Genomic DNA, 15480 nt, shown 5'->3' on the forward strand with positions numbered 1-15480 from the left:
ATCAAATGAAAAAAGTCGAGATGAGTGTATTGACTTCTTATTTGTCATTCCTTTTTGTTATTCCCTGTTTTTTTTTGAAGACTTCTTCTTTGCCTTTTCCTTCTTCGTCATTTTGGTTTTAGAGTTCTTTTTTTTCTTAGGCATTTTATCCCTAATTCGCTGTTCATCTCCTTCGACATCTGTAATAAAGCAGTTATTATAGGCATTTTCTTTGGCCAATTTTAATGCCTTTAATGCTTTTTTATACTCCTTTCTTTGTTCAAAAAGGATGCCTTTCTTAAGATAAATCAATGCTTTATCTATTCCTTTAATAGTTAATGCAAAATCAATTAGTTTTTCTGCATCCTTATCATCTTCATTCCATAATAATACATTAATATACTTAGGATATACATCTAATGCATATAGGTTTTCTGATAATGCTTCTTGATAGTACTGCTTTGCGGTTGCATAATCCTTAAGATTTTCTGCATATATCTGCCCCATTAAACATAAGGCTACTGGATTTTTGGCATCATAAGACAAGGCATAGTTTAATGACTCGACAGTTTCTTCTAAATCATATGGGTATGCATCTAATGCCTGAAAAAGATATTTATCTAGTAAATTACTCATGATGTTTATTTGTTTAACTGGTTTCTTAATTCTTTTTTTAATTGATTTCTACTTTCCTTAAAAGTTTTTACCTTTTTTTCTTTTTTGAAATCTGTTCCTCTGAATATCCTAACGGGGTTACCTCTCTGGATACTGAGGTGATTTTCCCACTGGTCGTTTAAGGATTGTTTTAGTTGTTCTAGCTGTATTTCTATCATCTTTTGTTGTAATCGCTGTATAGCAATTTTCTTATTTTGATATTGTGAACGACTATCCATAACGACCACACTTGTTCCTGTGGGCTGATGTATTGCTCGTACTGCTGAATTGACCTTATTTACATTTTGCCCTCCAGGCCCCGTACTCCTCATGGTTTGGAAAGTGATCTCTTTTTCTTTTATTTTTTGTTCTTTTACCTGATCTACTTCATATACTCCGATAAACCAGTTTTTTCGTTTGTAATATTTTCTAAATGTTGACTTACCAATCCATTGAATGGTTCCTATCCAAGAGTCTATGAAGGGTTTTAATTCTTTGCCTTCTATTGCAATGGTTGCAGATTGTACTGTGCCATTTTCTAATCCCTTTATTCTCTGAATTACCATATATGATAATCCTGCTTGCTGTACTTCTTCTAAAAAAAATTTGAGTACTTGAGCAGCGACCCAACAACATTCTGTTGGTCCTCTACCCGCTGTTATTTGTATGATAGTTTTCATTTTATTTCTATTTTTTTGTAGACCTGACCGGTTTTCGAAAACCGGTCAGGTCTTTTATCTACTCCAGTAATTTCATCTTCTTAGAAGTCAAATATGCTGCTACACCCTTCTAGGTCAATGCTACTGCATTATGATATAGGTTTGCTATTATACTATTGCTCCAAAAAATCGCTTGTTAGCCGTTGATCTAGTGCGTTTGCGTTAGGGATTGAGGCTTTGTTGGAGCTCCTCGTAGAGAGCGACTGCCGAAAGCCCGACCCGTAGGGTAACGCCCTACTCATTACATTATTTATCCATTCTGACAATCTTAGGTGTAAATGTTCCTACTACCTCTACGAGTTCTTGTTGATTTGCCATTACTTTATTAATATCCTTATATGCCATGGGTGCTTCATCGATTCCCCCTCCTATGAGTGTTACATCATTGGCTTTTAGCTCTTTTTTGATGTCACTTTTGGTGAATTTCTCTTTGCACTTTCTACGAGAATGTAACCGTCCGGCCCCATGAGAGGCAGATTGTAAACTTTCAGGATTTCCTAAGCCTCGGACTATAAATCCGGGTGCTGTCATGGATCCTGGGATAATCCCCAATTCGCCTTGGGCAGCGGGTGTGGCTCCTTTTCTGTGTACAATACATGTTTCTCCATTTACTTCTTGTTTCCATGCAAAATTGTGGTGGTTTTCGATTTTTGCCACTGGTTTTGCTCCTAACAATTTGCCTAATCGGGCATGTATATTATCATGGCATGCCTGTGCATAGTCTCCAGCCAGATTCATTGCTAACCAATATTCCTGACCATCATGTGTATTAAGGTCTAACCATGCCAATTGTTGCACATGTTTAGGTAAAGGACATTGTTTGGTTGCTAAATAAGTATAGTGCTTGGCAATATTGGCTCCTAATCCACGTGATCCACTATGGGATAATATGCCTATGTACTCTCCTATATTCAGTCCCCATTCGTTATTGGTATCGGTAATACTTACGGTTCCAAATTCTACAAAATGATTGCCTCCACCAGAGGTCCCTAATTGTTTATATGCTTTGTCTTTTAATCTTTTTACGAGTGGAATATTCATAAACTCATCTCGCTCAAAGATCTCATGATCATGCTTTACTTTATGGGTTTCATACATTCCGAATTTGGTATGCTCAGAAAGCATGTTCTCTAGCTGATGTTTTTTTCCTTTGAGATAAGAGATGGCTATAGGATATATTGTAAGACACATTCTACATCCTATATCTACTCCTACCCCGTAAGGAATCACTGCATTTTTGGTTGCTAAGACACCACCTATTGGTAGTCCATATCCTGCATGAGCATCGGGCATCAAGGCTCCTGCCACGGCAACGGGTAATTTTAAGGCATCATATAATTGATATTTTGCCTGTTCATCGATTTCGTTTTCGCCATAGATCATAAATGGAGATCGTCTTGTTTTGAGCTGATGTTTTTTGACCTCAACGGGTTTTAGTAAGCTCTCTGCAATTTTTCCCCAAATACCATCTCCTTGATATGCTTCTGGATTAAGTAATACTTTTTTGGCTTCTGATAATATTTGTTCTTTTTTTATTCGTTTTTGGTATCGATTAATCTGACCCAACGTCACATTAATACTATTATTTTTTGGAAAGCCTAATTTGATTAGGTCTTTTCCGCTTAGTTTTTTTCCCATGATTATAGTTTTCTTGATTTCTAATCTACCTTGGCTTCATTATTTTCTTTTTTTCATTGCCAAAAAAAGAAACAAAAAAGTCTAGGTTTACAAAACCTTGCTTAAATTTATTGTTCAATACCTAAATTTTAGAAACTCGCTATCGCTCAAACAGACTAAAATTTTGCGGTATTTTCACTTCAAATTTTACAGCAAACTTTTGATATGCCAGAAACATTAACTTTCTCACATATCGCTAACGATTTGATTTTGAAATGAGATTCATAAAAATTAGTGATGTTGTTTCGGGATTTTTGATAGAACTTATGTATTTCGTTTAATACGAAAAACTAAATTTTAATAAAGGGATAAAACAAAAAATCCGAAACGTTACTGGCTTCGGACTTTTCATATCATTTTTGCTTTTGTTCTAAATATGAATGAAGTCCCGAAGCATACTCAATAAAAGACCTTGTCCTTTTGGAGTATGTGTATATGATATTGTACATGTCATTTTACTTCGGTTTTTATTGATTAAACAATCTATTGTGTATTATCTTCTAAAACATGGTCACCTTTGGTCGTATTAACAACTGGGAGCTTATGTTACAATACTACTGTTTTGACGGTGCAAATATGAAATGAGTTTTTGAATTATGCAAATTAAAAATTAATTTAATTTATTGATTATCAATTACTTATTGTCAAATTTAGGCAAAAGGGTTCCTGTCCGTTTTTCAACAGATATCAGCTTTTTGGGTAATCAATTGTTTTGCAGAAATTTATCTTTCAAACTACATTTGATTTGGTTTGGCGTAATTTTCTAAAAAAAGATCAAAAAAAAACGTCCATTTTTATGGACGCTTTTGCTTTTTATATCTAATTATAGTTTTACTACCTATATTCCTGACTCAAAAACAGCTTGGCTGCGTCCTTTTTATGTACAAAAATCGATAACATAGGCTTAAAACTTTTTTTTTGGTTGATAATTCTGGTGCAAATATGGGATTTTTTTTAGTATGAGCTTTTTATTTTCGAGATTTTTAAAATAAAAGTTAATCATATCACAGAAAGTCGTTTATTCAAATATGTGGGTAACATAAAACAATATTTACTTTTATACCTCGTATCTTGAATAAAGTTAAATTTTAAATCCTTACTCTAATTGATGATATATTACTTCATTTGTTTTTCTTCTTTATAATTCAATGTCGTTTTTGTAATGATAATATACTCAAAATACCGATATAAGATATACGTAATACAATTAGCCCCCCTAAGTATTATATCGATTCCAAAACCCAAACAACGCTCGAGGCACGCATTTTATCGATAAAAAATGTCATTTTATCGATATTAAAGACATTAAAATTACTATATTAGCATACCTTTATTACGGTATTACCATAATTTTATTTAAAATGACCTTCTAAAAAATTAACTTAAAACATGAAAAAAACTACTTATACTATTTTATTATTACTATCAGTACATTTTGGTTTTTCTCAAACCGAGGATGACTATAAAAAAGTGATAGATCAAATAACTGAGAATTACAGCACTAAAGATTCAGAGAAATTGTTCAATTTATTTTCTTCGGATCTGCAAGCTACATTCACCATTGACAAGGTGAAAGAATTTATTGTTACTAATCACCTTGAAAAAGGTGTAATGGGCGAGTCTTCATTTTTGATGGATGAAGATAATTGTAAAAGGTATCTAACCGAATTCGAGAATTCTTCTATGCTGTTAATCATTTGTTTATCAAAAAATTTAAAAATAACAAAGTTAGAACTTCAAGAATACTAAAATAAGCTTGATTCAAAAAGTTCGCCAAAAAAAAGACTATCCAAAATTTAAAATTTCCATGAAAAATAACTACATGAATATAAAAATGATGTTAGTAGTATTAATATTAACATCAGTATTAACCAATGTAAATACGGTTAATGCACAACAAGAAAACAAATTCGGAATATTAACTTTTAACAAAGCTGTTAATATTTCTGGTAAGCAACGAATGTTAAGTCAGAAAATGGCCAAATCTTATTTATATTTGGTTTCAAACCCAAGTGATACAAAAGCAAAAAGAGACCTGATAACCAGTAAAATAATATTTGAAAAGCAAAATAAAATTATTTTACAAAATTCTAAATATAAGGTAACCAAAGATAAATTGGTTCAGGTAAATAATTTGTGGGAAAAGTACAAGAAAAATTTAGAGAGCACTCCTAATTATGAAAATGCAAAAATAATTATTGATCTTAATACTGACTTGTTAAAAGCAACTAATGATGTAGTTTCTGCCATAATCATAGAATCTAAAAGAGCCAACGAAGGTAAGGATAATGTATTTGATGAGGGTGGCGATGAAACGAGTACAGAGCTGAAACAAATCATTAATACAGCAGGTAGGCAAAGAATGCTTTCTCAGAGATTGGCCCTTTATTACTTCACAAATCAGGCAGCTTTAAAATCTCAGGATTATGAGCAAATGCTAAAAAATGTATACTATGAATTGGATGGAGCCATCACTATGTTATTGATATCTGAATTTAATAATTCTCAAATCGATGAAAAGCTGGGCATAGCAATGTCTAAATGGGAAGAAGTAAAGAATAATAAAGAAAAGTTATTCAATCAAGGCTTTCAACCTAAAGAAATGTATAGAATCAGTAATGAGTTAACAGCTGCCTTTAATGCTGTTACAGTGTTATATGAAAAAGTAAAACCATAAAGTTGAGGAATGTGTAGCTAATAAAAAGCACTTAGAATAATTAGCATATTTTGAAACTTAAAAATTTATTAATACAAGAAAGAGCGATAAAACCGCTCTTTCTTGTATTAATATAATTCTAATGACTATTTGTATTACTAATACCTGAATTCCATGTGACCTTTTAAAGGTTTTATACTCGTATTGATTATGGGCTGAATCCATTGAGGTATGTCTGGTAATTTTCATCCAATCTATCGGGTAGTCCTATTTTAAGAAACAAAAAAGTAGATAAAAGATACGTTTTACATTTCTTCAAATACAATTACATCAACTTCTCCTGATAAGAATAGATCATTTTCTGTATCATTATTGTCACCTGCTATCTGTAATGAAAAGGAAAATATCAGTTGATTGGTTTCATCGTCAAAACTATAATCAGTAATCTCTATATTAGAAATGCCATCTCCATTGTTCAAGAAGGCGTCATTGATTATAAAGTACTTGTAGTCGCTAGAGACAACTAAATAATTCCAAAGTCCAACGTCAAGCTCAAAGGTTTCTGTTGTTTCTCCAAAGTTATTTATCGTTAAGAAGATTTCACAACCCGGGTCTCCGGCAAAATCTTCTTCATGGGTTAAGAATCTAGTAAGATCAAAGGTATAATTATTATCGTTTGTAGTAAGGGTACTTATATTTTCTGCTAAAAGAGTACTGAATTTAAACTCTTCTGTCTTTGAAAAATCTACCCCATCGGGTCGTTTTCCTTCTATTAAAATTGAGATACTTCCATATTGAGTAAGTTCTTCATAGCTCGCAGAATTTTCGCCATCAACTCCGTCAACTCCATTAGTACCATCAATTCCATTGATTCCTGAAGCACCAAATGAACTTGTCCCATCAGTTCCATCTTCTCCTTCGCAATTCAAAAAGAAAAGAGCAAGACAACATAAAATTATTGTTTGTATTTTAAAATATTTCATCCTTTATTTTTTTTGATTGTATTAATTGGAATTTGTCGTCTCAATGAGATCTCTTAATAAAACATCGACCTCTCCAGATACAGTAAGCTCATTTCCTGTTTTGTTATTGGCAGGAGCTATACTAAAAGAATAAGAAAAAATAAGATGATTCGTCTCATCATTAAAACTATAATTAGTGATGTTGAGAGCCGTAATATCTTCTGATTCGAAAATATCAGACCACAAAAAATATTTAAGATCCTCTGTAATAATTGTATAATTATCTATATAAAAGCTAAACTCAAAAGGTATAGCACTCTCTGAATGGTTTGCTGTTAATGTAAAACCAATATTAGAGTTTCCAATTCTATCATTAGGAGCATTCTCAAATCGCGTCGCTACATAAATTGATGACTCTTCCTCGATATCTACCTGCTCAAAAACAGTAATGAGGTCGGCTGATACAAAACCATATTCAAAAATTTCGTTGTTACTCAAAATTCTTCCATCTGGGAAGGTTCCCTCTAGATTCATCGTGATACTACCATATTGTAGTAAGTTTTCGTTGAAACCCAAACCATCTGTCCCATTGATACCATCTCTACCATCAATTCCATCTTCTCCATTAATGGCAATCTCTGCATCCATCCCATCTTTACCATCCTCACAATTCGAAAGGAAAACTCCTAAACATAGGACAAGAGCGATTTTTATATAAAAAGTTTTCATTTTTGTTTTCTAATTAGAATAAAATTATCTTGTTTTTTAGTTATTCGAGATCTTAGTCTTCATAGAGGTCTTGATCAATTTTTTCCAAAACCGTGACATCAACTTCTCCAGAAATGGATAGGTCATAATCCAAAAAGGCATCACTTTCTACATCTAGAGAAAAGGATAACTTTAGATGATTGGTAGGATCATCAAAGCTAAAATTAGTAATTTCGAAGTTTGAAACACCATCGGGAAAGGCTGTATGAAAAGTGTCTTCTGTTAAAAAGAAGTAATCAACCTTATCAAAAGCAATTCCATAATTTTTGAAACTCAAAGCTAACTCATACGATTCTGTAGATTCTCCCATATCAGTTACTGTTAATCGAAATATACAGAATGGAGCAAAATATATGTCATCCATACTACCCTGGAATCTCCGAAGATAAAAATGGGTTTCATTAGAATTAAATTCAACTTGATTAGTGTTCTCAACTAAATATGCACTAACCGAAGTGTACTTAAATTCGTCTGAATGGATAAAAGGTATTCCATCTGGTCGTGTGCCATCCAATGTAATAGAAATACCCCCATATTTGGTTAGTTCTTCAAACCCGAGACCATCGTTGCCGTCTGTCCCTACTGTGCCATCGATTCCATTAGTACCGTCTATACCGTTAATAATTAAACCATCTTCTCCATCTTCTCCATCACAATGAGCAAAAAATACGGATAAACAACAGATCACAATAAAACGTAAGTATTTGTTTTTCATTGATTTTAGAATTTCAAAAAAGTTATTACTTGTAAAATTTCATGATAATTTATGTACTACGGATAAGAAAAATTCTTCGGGAAAAATTGATCTTAAACCTCTTCTCAAAAGAAATAAATCTATTAAATCTAATTTTTTGATTTAAGATTTTTTAAGGTTGCCGAAACTAGTAATTTTTGATTAAGGATATAGTTGGAATAACATTTTTTTGGGTTTCTATTAACGAAGTTGGTTAATCACGGTATACAGGGAGGTAATAGAAATAATATTTTTCTATATCTCTTTTTTACTTCGAAATCAAGGCTATAAAAAACTTGAGTTAAAATGTGATTTCTGATGAATTAAACACCTAATCATTAATGGATAAAGGATATTAACTTATCTATTTAGAAGGATTAATCGCTGTACTTAAAACATCAGTACTCAGTAAGCAAAAGTAACAAAGTCATTGCTAACGAATGTGTGAAAGCTTGGATATGCCTGCGGTGAATTTTATTCACTATCCTCAATATCTAAACTCCATGTGTCCTTTTAAAGGTTTTGTACCCGTATTGATTATGGGCTGAATCCATTGAGGTCTGTCTGGAATTTGGTTATTCTTTATTTGGTTTCTCCATTCTTCATCATTAAAGATTTTTCCGGTAAATTCGTAATACGAAAATACCGATCCACGGGCAATATGATATTCGCCTTTTATCGGAACTATTACATATATATCATCTGAATGACCTACAGCTACATTAAGATTTACTTGATTATAACTATATACATCAGCAATCAAAGCCATTGATTTTTCGCGCTCTGGGAGATGATCTGTTTCTAACAATCCTAATAATATATATTCGATGGTTCCTCCTATGTAATGCAATTCGTTATATTCTTCTGCAGTGATTTCTCTTCCTTCAATCTGTTTATAAGCAACCAATTTTAATAGTTCTCCTACCTCTTTTATCCGTCTTAATTCACTTTTATAACTGGACTCAAATTCTGAAAAATTTTCTAACCAATCCACCAATTCTAGTGCTGTGTCCCAAAATTTTAAATTTGGTTCTACATAACTATAGTGTTTTGGCGGCTCTGGCCCTCCTCCCTGTCCGGATTCTGCCGCAAATGGTTTTTCTTGATATAAAATCAAATCATGTTTGATATGCGTCCAAGATGCCAGCGAAGTTGATAATTCTTTCCTATTATAAGCATCAGTTTTCATATAATCTGGATAATTATCTTGCTCTGATGATGCCGATAATGCTGTATGCACTCCCTTAAAGCCATAATTATGTTCCCAATCCTTAAAAGTGCTAAACTGTTCCTGAAGCTTTTTTAATCTCATACCATATTCTGACCATTTTTCTTCTTCATTATACTCCTCTACTAGTATTTTTTTTGCTGTTTTATTATTAAAAACTGTGGGGATATCTAATCCATTAGGAAATGGTCTTTTGGATTGCGCTCCATCAACATGTACTAACTTTGAAAAAATCTCACCACTCAAAGAATAGGTGCTTGATAGAAAAAACATTCTTTTAATTTCCTTTTCTGGTGTTTTAAACGATTTTCCGAATACTTGTTTTATTTTTTCTTTCTCTAAATCATCAAGTTGATTCGCTATCTTAGTTATATGATCATCAGAAAGGGCATCAGTAAGAGTTTGCACAACTAATAACTTCATAATATCTGAAAGTGACAGATTATCTTCTTGCCCAGCTAATTTTTCTATAACAGAAACATACTCATTGTATTTTCGGTATAAATCATTGTCGCTTTTTATGACATAGGCAAATGTTATTAATCCTTTTAGTTGTTCTTTATTTTTTAGATTAATACCATTAAGGCTCATCCACTTAAAGGCTTTAAAATATTTTTGAAGAGTGTCACTTTTAGTATAATGCCCTCTTGGTTTTAATTCTTTATAACTCACTAAGCTATTCGGTATAAACTCTGCTTTGCCGCTTTGATTGTCAATATTATTTTTTTCTAAAGCAAATATCGATTTGTATGACTCTGGAACAACGACTTTATCTTCACCTATGGCATATTGTGCCAATGCACTGTACATTTTCGCCCAATCTACAGTCTTTAAAAATTGCGAATGTTCTATTTTGGACAATTTATCAAGATTCTCAGTAGCTCCTTTTAAAATTGATTTTAGTTGACCATACATATAATTCTCATCTAACTTTTCTAAACTTCTAGAGAAATACTTATGTAGTATAAACAGGTATAAATCGGTAGTAATATAGTGCGGGATATACTGGTAGGCATTCTCATCATATGCATAAAAAGGCATGGCTCTATTTGCTTCTAAGATGCTAAAATTCTGGTCTTTGAAATCTTTCTCTATGCTTTCAGGAATTTTTTCGAATTGCTTTTTATTTACGACTAAATCTGAATTATATAATTGTAATTTCCCGTTGGCTATCTTTTTATGTTCCTTTCTTCTTTTTTCTTCATCAAGAATCTTATTAATTAACTCTTTCTCTTCTTCATTAAGTACGACCTCAAAATCATCAACATCGAATATTGGCATGTACCACTCTTCTTTATTAAAATGTCCTCTCAAAAAACCATCATTAAATAAGTGTCCATTACGAGCATATATTTCGTTTCTCAATAGTCGTAATTCATCATATGGCAATGTCGATAAATCGTCTGGAAAATCGGGACTCCAAGGCTGATATTCCATACCCTCCCAACTGTAAAACTCTTTGATATGAGGTATTTCGTAATACTCTCTTAAATACTCTTTATCTGTAAACAACTCTGCATTGAATTCTTCAATTGATTCTCTATCCTCTGCTTTCGTTGTATCAGGTTTTTCTTCTTTGTCTTGTCTACTTTTATTTTTACAACTTATGCTAAAAGAAAGAAGTACAAATAAAAAAACAATAATCTGGTTAGTTTTCATGACTATTAGCTTGATTTGTGATTAATCCGAACCCAAAGTCATCCCACTCATAAGTTCTATAATATCGTTTTCCTTTTTTATCTATTTCGATAGTGGAAAGATAATTAAAATCTTGATTGCTATAGGTATCAAAATTTTGGACATCGTCAATAAATTTTGTTCCTAACCAAAGTGGTTTTAAACTTTTATTTTGATAACTATAAATATTAATCCTTTTCCTGTATACGGGATCAAAATTTACTTTCTTACTTATTCCCAAAAGTAGATCTATTACTCCGTCATTATTAATATCCGAAAACTGCATTTCTGATAAATCACCATGAAGTCTTACGGTATTTGAAGCATTATCTGGTGTCTCCAATTTTATTACATGCGTACCTGTCTTCATACGTTTTACCATAGACAATATCGTATCTGCAGACGCTATCCAAAGGCTAGTATTTTCTTTAAAATCTACTTTACTGAGAGGCTTTAATAACCAATCATCTTGCATTTCTAAAGCACAGACTTTATCAGAAAAAGATAAAAACTTTTTTATTTGAACATGCTGTTCTTCTTTATTTAAATTAAAAGGAAAATACCTTTTTATCTGTATCGGTGTTAGATATATCTCCTCGATCTTATCTTTAATAGAAAATCTAATAGTATAAGAAAAATCGGTATTGGGTAAATATGCATCTGCAATATAATTACCTAAACTATAAAATACAGGAACATCTTCAATAAACTCTATCGTCTGAACTACATGTGGGTGATGCCCAATAATGGCATCTACACCCGCATCAACTAGTTCTTTTGCTAATTCTCTTTGCCACCTCTCTGGTGTTGACTGTAATTCTAGCCCCCAATGAATGTAAACTATTAATGGTAGTAAGGGTTCTTCTTTAGAAAACTTCTTAACGCTATTTTTTAATTCTCTAACCGAAGAAATACATAACTTATCATTATGTGTTGTTAAGGAAGCTGCTAATACCGCACAAGAATACTTTCCTTTTTTTAATATTTGTGGCGAGCATTCATTGCCAAGCGTTATAATATTATTTTCTTTGAGCGCTTCTATTGTATCCTTAAAGCCTTTTTCTTTATAATCATAACTATGATTATTTGCGACAGATACATGAGTAACACCTCCTTCTGATAACAAAGCTGCTTTTTTGTGACTTACATTAAAATTAAAAACATCATTTTGATGGTCATCTGTATTTGTAAATGTTCCTTCATAATTAACAACCAAAAAATCTTCTGACACTACCTTTTGCAAAGCACTAATTAATAAGGAATCACCATGAAGATTCATCTGATCCTTAACGCCTCTGTCTAAAATTACGTCACCAGTAAACTGTATACTCATTTCTGACCTCTTGTTTTGGCAAGAAGTCAGAATACTAAGTATAAGTAGTAAAGCTCTAACTACTTTTATAGTGTCTTTAAAAAATATTGACATTTAGTTTATTTATCTAAAATTACCATATTGGTTGCAGGGTAACTTTAGTTTCATCAATCCCAATAAAATGGGAGGTCCAACAATCTGCTACTAAAATACCTATTTCATTTTTACACTGTGGACAAACTTGATTTAGTTCTCCAAATTGACTCGGTCCGCAACATCCTTGAAATCTTAATGAATCTTCATGATCTATAAGTAATAAACTTTTGGAATGTACAAGATACTTAATAGGGAAATCAAAATTATAATTTGCCTTATCTGTTCTTACATATTCCCATGCTGGTAAAAGTTCTTGTCCATCACCATACTGCACATCGATATATTTAGACTCTTGTAATGCTCTGGAGTGTATACGATACTTACATTTTTTACAATACAGTTCCATTATTTTCTTTTTTTATTCTGTCTCTTCTTTCTTCTCCATGGTGCATTTTTTTGCCAATCTCCTGCCATGATACAACCATAGGGCATCACCTCATCGATTACCGTTCCTAACCCGAACTCTTCCATCTGATGTCTCACGGTTTCTGCATTTTTATAGGCACTTGGTAATTCTGTAACATCAATCTCCTTAGAGAAAAACCGAACATCTAACCCTTGGGTTTCTTCTATAAATACTTCTTCATTAGTTTTCCCTTCTTTCGTTTTTCTATGCTGAGTTCTACTCATATTACGTCCTGCTCCGTGAGGCGCAAAGCCCAGATTAGTTGCAGTAGTATTACCTTCTACAATCAAGACTGGTTCAGACATATTTAACGGTATCAATCTTGGACCTGTAATATCAGGCATAAACTTAGGATCTAATGGTGTAGCTCCCTTGGCATGGTAAAACAAGTCTTCATCCTTAAAAACAAAATTATGTTCATTCCAATACCTATTCTTGGCCTCGATCTGTAATGCTTCTAAAGTAGCATCATGAATCACCTCATGATTCATTTTTGTCCACTTTCTTATGATTTGCAAGGCGTTCCAATAGATTTGTCCTTCTTCGGTATCAAAAGGTATCCATGCGTTCTGTTTTAGTGTTTCTGGAGATAGTTCCTTTCTAAAACGTTCAGCTATTTTCATCCCTTTTGTATACAAATTTGCTCCTGGACCTCTAGATCCATGATGTGTGATCATCATTGTATTACCCGTAATTTTTGATCGGCCGATGAACAAAAAATGATTGCCATCCCCTTGTGTCCCCAAATGTGATCTTGCAGCCTGAATCATTTTTTCATCATTCAGCATATAATTTCCCTTAAACTCCTTTAGTAATTCTTCTGGAAATCTGTATTGGGTATTTCTATCTCTTCCTCCTGGTCCAAAATGTGTATTGGCATGTGCTGCATCTAATACTTTTTTGGGCTCTGTTTTACCTAAATCAGTCAGCATTACAGAACAACAGATATCTGCACTATGCATCCCTGGATGAATTGCATTTTTGGCCACGGCTACTCCTCCTACCGGGATAGTGCCGTTTGATCCTGTGGGACATGCATCTGGCATAATCGCTCCATTTACCAATGTTGGAGTTTTCATTAAAGTATTCATAGACGCTATGACAGAATTAACATTGGTTTCTTCTAATTCATTTTCTGCTTTTATATTTATAATAAATGGTGCTGATTCTTTATGCAAATCAACTATAGGAGGTGATTTAAACTGTGCCAAATAAGTATGCATTGCTTCTCCTTCTAGTTGGTTGTCATTAATATGCGCTATGGCTTCTGGAAACCATTTCCCTGATCTAAACCCTAATGCTATTAATGTTTTCCCCGTTACGTTAATTTTGTTTTCCATACTTGTTCTTATTTATGAGACAAAAGTGAAATCCTTCTACGCAATCATTTTGCGTACTTTTAAAAATAGAAACCATTTATTAGTTTAATTGCAAATAAAATACACAAAAGCTTTTGACACGAATAATAAGTTCCTAATGTATATGTTCTCCCTTGTCATTTTGTTACTTCTTTTAGTTTTACTAAATGTTGACTAATTTGTGAGGTTGATTGACCAAAATTTGATGTTTCAATTTTGTTTTTTTGTACTACTAGTTTTTAATCAATTAGTGACAATGCGTAGCATATAGAAATATTCATTTGCAATATTTTATTTGGATCTAGAATATCATAAAAAAATAAGATGAAGCATTTAGAAATGTAAGAATTAGAATCAAACGACTAAAATCCAGAAATATTGAAAGCAATTATTTTAGAACATGAGCTAGTAAGTGCCCAAAGATTAACAAAGCTTATCCTAGAAATTGCCCCTGAAATCAAAATCATTAAAACACTCAAATCTGTTAAAGAAGCTGCACTTTTTTTTTCAAACCATAACCAACCTGATTTAATTTTTGCAGATGTTCAATTCTCAGACGGACTTGTTTTTGAGGTTTTTGAAAAATTTGAATTAAAGTCACCAATTATTATTACTACTGCTTTTAGTAAATACGCAATCAGAGCGATCAAAATATCTGCTATCGCATATATTTTAAAACCATTAGGGTCCCGTGAATTAAGAGAAGCTATTATGAAAGCTAAGCATATAAATGAAAAAAATAATTTCATCCAAAACTCTTTGCTAAGTCTAAACCATAATCTAAAAGAATCAAAAACATACCTAAAAAAAATCCTAATCGGAGATGCCTGTGGATATTTCGTAGTAAATGTTGAGGATATTATTAAGTGTCGATCAGAAAAAAATTACACCATATTTTTTCTAAAAGACGGAAAAGAGATTGTGTCATCAAAAACATTAAAAGAATATGAAAAGCTGTTGATTGACTGTAATTTTATCAGGGTACATAAATCAAATCTTATCAATTTAGAATGCATAAAACAGTATCTGAGAGGAGAAGGAGGTTCTGTTATTTTATCTGATGGGAGTGAAGTTGAGGTTTCTAGGCGTAAAAAAGGAGATTTGCTTACCGCTTTATCTAAGGGTTAAGTATATAAATTCTTAAAAACTCCTCCAAAATTAGGAGGAATTTTTAAGAATCTGAGATATTGATTTC

The 15480-nt window shown here is 32.4% G+C and carries 13 protein-coding genes; 3 read left to right on the forward strand and 10 right to left on the reverse strand.

From position 1 onward, the window contains the following. Positions 1-57: 57 nt before the first annotated feature. From DZ60_RS0103625 to DZ60_RS0103635, 3 genes are all read right to left on the reverse strand, one after another. Positions 58-615 (reverse strand): tetratricopeptide repeat protein, encoded by a 558-nt coding sequence (locus tag DZ60_RS0103625; RefSeq protein ID WP_025740563.1) that lies wholly within the window; start codon positions 613-615, stop codon positions 58-60. Between the two features lie 5 nt (positions 616-620). Continuing rightward, positions 621-1313: a peptide chain release factor H gene (gene prfH, locus DZ60_RS0103630; RefSeq protein WP_025740564.1), complete on the reverse strand. Its 693-nt coding sequence runs from the start codon at positions 1311-1313 to the stop codon at positions 621-623. Positions 1314-1598: 285 nt separating this feature from the next. Next, positions 1599-2990 carry an RtcB family protein gene (locus DZ60_RS0103635; RefSeq protein ID WP_025740565.1) on the reverse strand — a complete coding sequence of 464 codons (1392 nt, stop codon included), beginning with the start codon at positions 2988-2990 and terminating at the stop codon, positions 1599-1601. A 1428-nt stretch (positions 2991-4418) separates the two neighbouring features. Here DZ60_RS0103635 and DZ60_RS0103640 point away from each other — a divergent pair. After that, positions 4419-4778: a hypothetical protein gene (locus DZ60_RS0103640; RefSeq protein WP_025740567.1), complete on the forward strand. Its 360-nt coding sequence runs from the start codon at positions 4419-4421 to the stop codon at positions 4776-4778. A 58-nt stretch (positions 4779-4836) separates the two neighbouring features. Then, the gene (locus DZ60_RS0103645) at positions 4837-5706 is read left to right on the forward strand and encodes a type IV pili methyl-accepting chemotaxis transducer N-terminal domain-containing protein (RefSeq protein WP_081740381.1); all 870 of its coding nucleotides are present in this window, start codon (positions 4837-4839) and stop codon (positions 5704-5706) included. A gap of 284 nt (positions 5707-5990) precedes the next feature. Here the strand turns inward: DZ60_RS0103645 and DZ60_RS0103650 are convergent, their stop codons facing one another. From DZ60_RS0103650 to DZ60_RS0103685, 7 genes are all read right to left on the reverse strand, one after another. Beyond that, a complete protein-coding gene (locus DZ60_RS0103650; RefSeq protein WP_025740571.1) occupies positions 5991-6668 on the reverse strand; it encodes a hypothetical protein in 678 nt (225 codons plus the stop codon). 21 nt (positions 6669-6689) lie between these two features. Then, positions 6690-7376 carry a hypothetical protein gene (locus DZ60_RS0103655; protein ID WP_025740572.1) on the reverse strand — a complete coding sequence of 229 codons (687 nt, stop codon included), beginning with the start codon at positions 7374-7376 and terminating at the stop codon, positions 6690-6692. 52 nt (positions 7377-7428) lie between these two features. After that, positions 7429-8130: a hypothetical protein gene (locus DZ60_RS0103660; RefSeq protein ID WP_025740573.1), complete on the reverse strand. Its 702-nt coding sequence runs from the start codon at positions 8128-8130 to the stop codon at positions 7429-7431. A 505-nt stretch (positions 8131-8635) separates the two neighbouring features. Then, positions 8636-11035, reverse strand: a complete 2400-nt coding sequence (locus DZ60_RS0103670) for a DUF3160 domain-containing protein (protein WP_025740575.1) — start codon at positions 11033-11035, stop codon at positions 8636-8638. Further along, positions 11025-12386 carry a CapA family protein gene (locus DZ60_RS0103675; RefSeq protein WP_025740576.1) on the reverse strand — a complete coding sequence of 454 codons (1362 nt, stop codon included), beginning with the start codon at positions 12384-12386 and terminating at the stop codon, positions 11025-11027. Before DZ60_RS0103675 ends, DZ60_RS0103670 begins: the two co-directional genes overlap by 11 nt. A 112-nt stretch (positions 12387-12498) precedes the next feature. Further along, positions 12499-12867: a hypothetical protein gene (locus DZ60_RS0103680; protein ID WP_025740577.1), complete on the reverse strand. Its 369-nt coding sequence runs from the start codon at positions 12865-12867 to the stop codon at positions 12499-12501. Further along, positions 12867-14267 (reverse strand): RtcB family protein, encoded by a 1401-nt coding sequence (locus DZ60_RS0103685; protein WP_174407709.1) that lies wholly within the window; start codon positions 14265-14267, stop codon positions 12867-12869. Before DZ60_RS0103685 ends, DZ60_RS0103680 begins: the two co-directional genes overlap by 1 nt. Positions 14268-14663: 396 nt before the next feature. Here DZ60_RS0103685 and DZ60_RS0103690 point away from each other — a divergent pair, with 396 nt between their 5' ends. Next, entirely contained in the window at positions 14664-15413 is a 750-nt protein-coding gene (locus DZ60_RS0103690; protein ID WP_025740581.1) for a LytR/AlgR family response regulator transcription factor, read from the forward strand. The last annotated feature ends 67 nt before the right edge of the window (positions 15414-15480 follow it).

The organism is Aquimarina pacifica, assembly GCF_000520955.1.
GTDB lineage: Bacteria > Bacteroidota > Bacteroidia > Flavobacteriales > Flavobacteriaceae > Aquimarina > Aquimarina pacifica.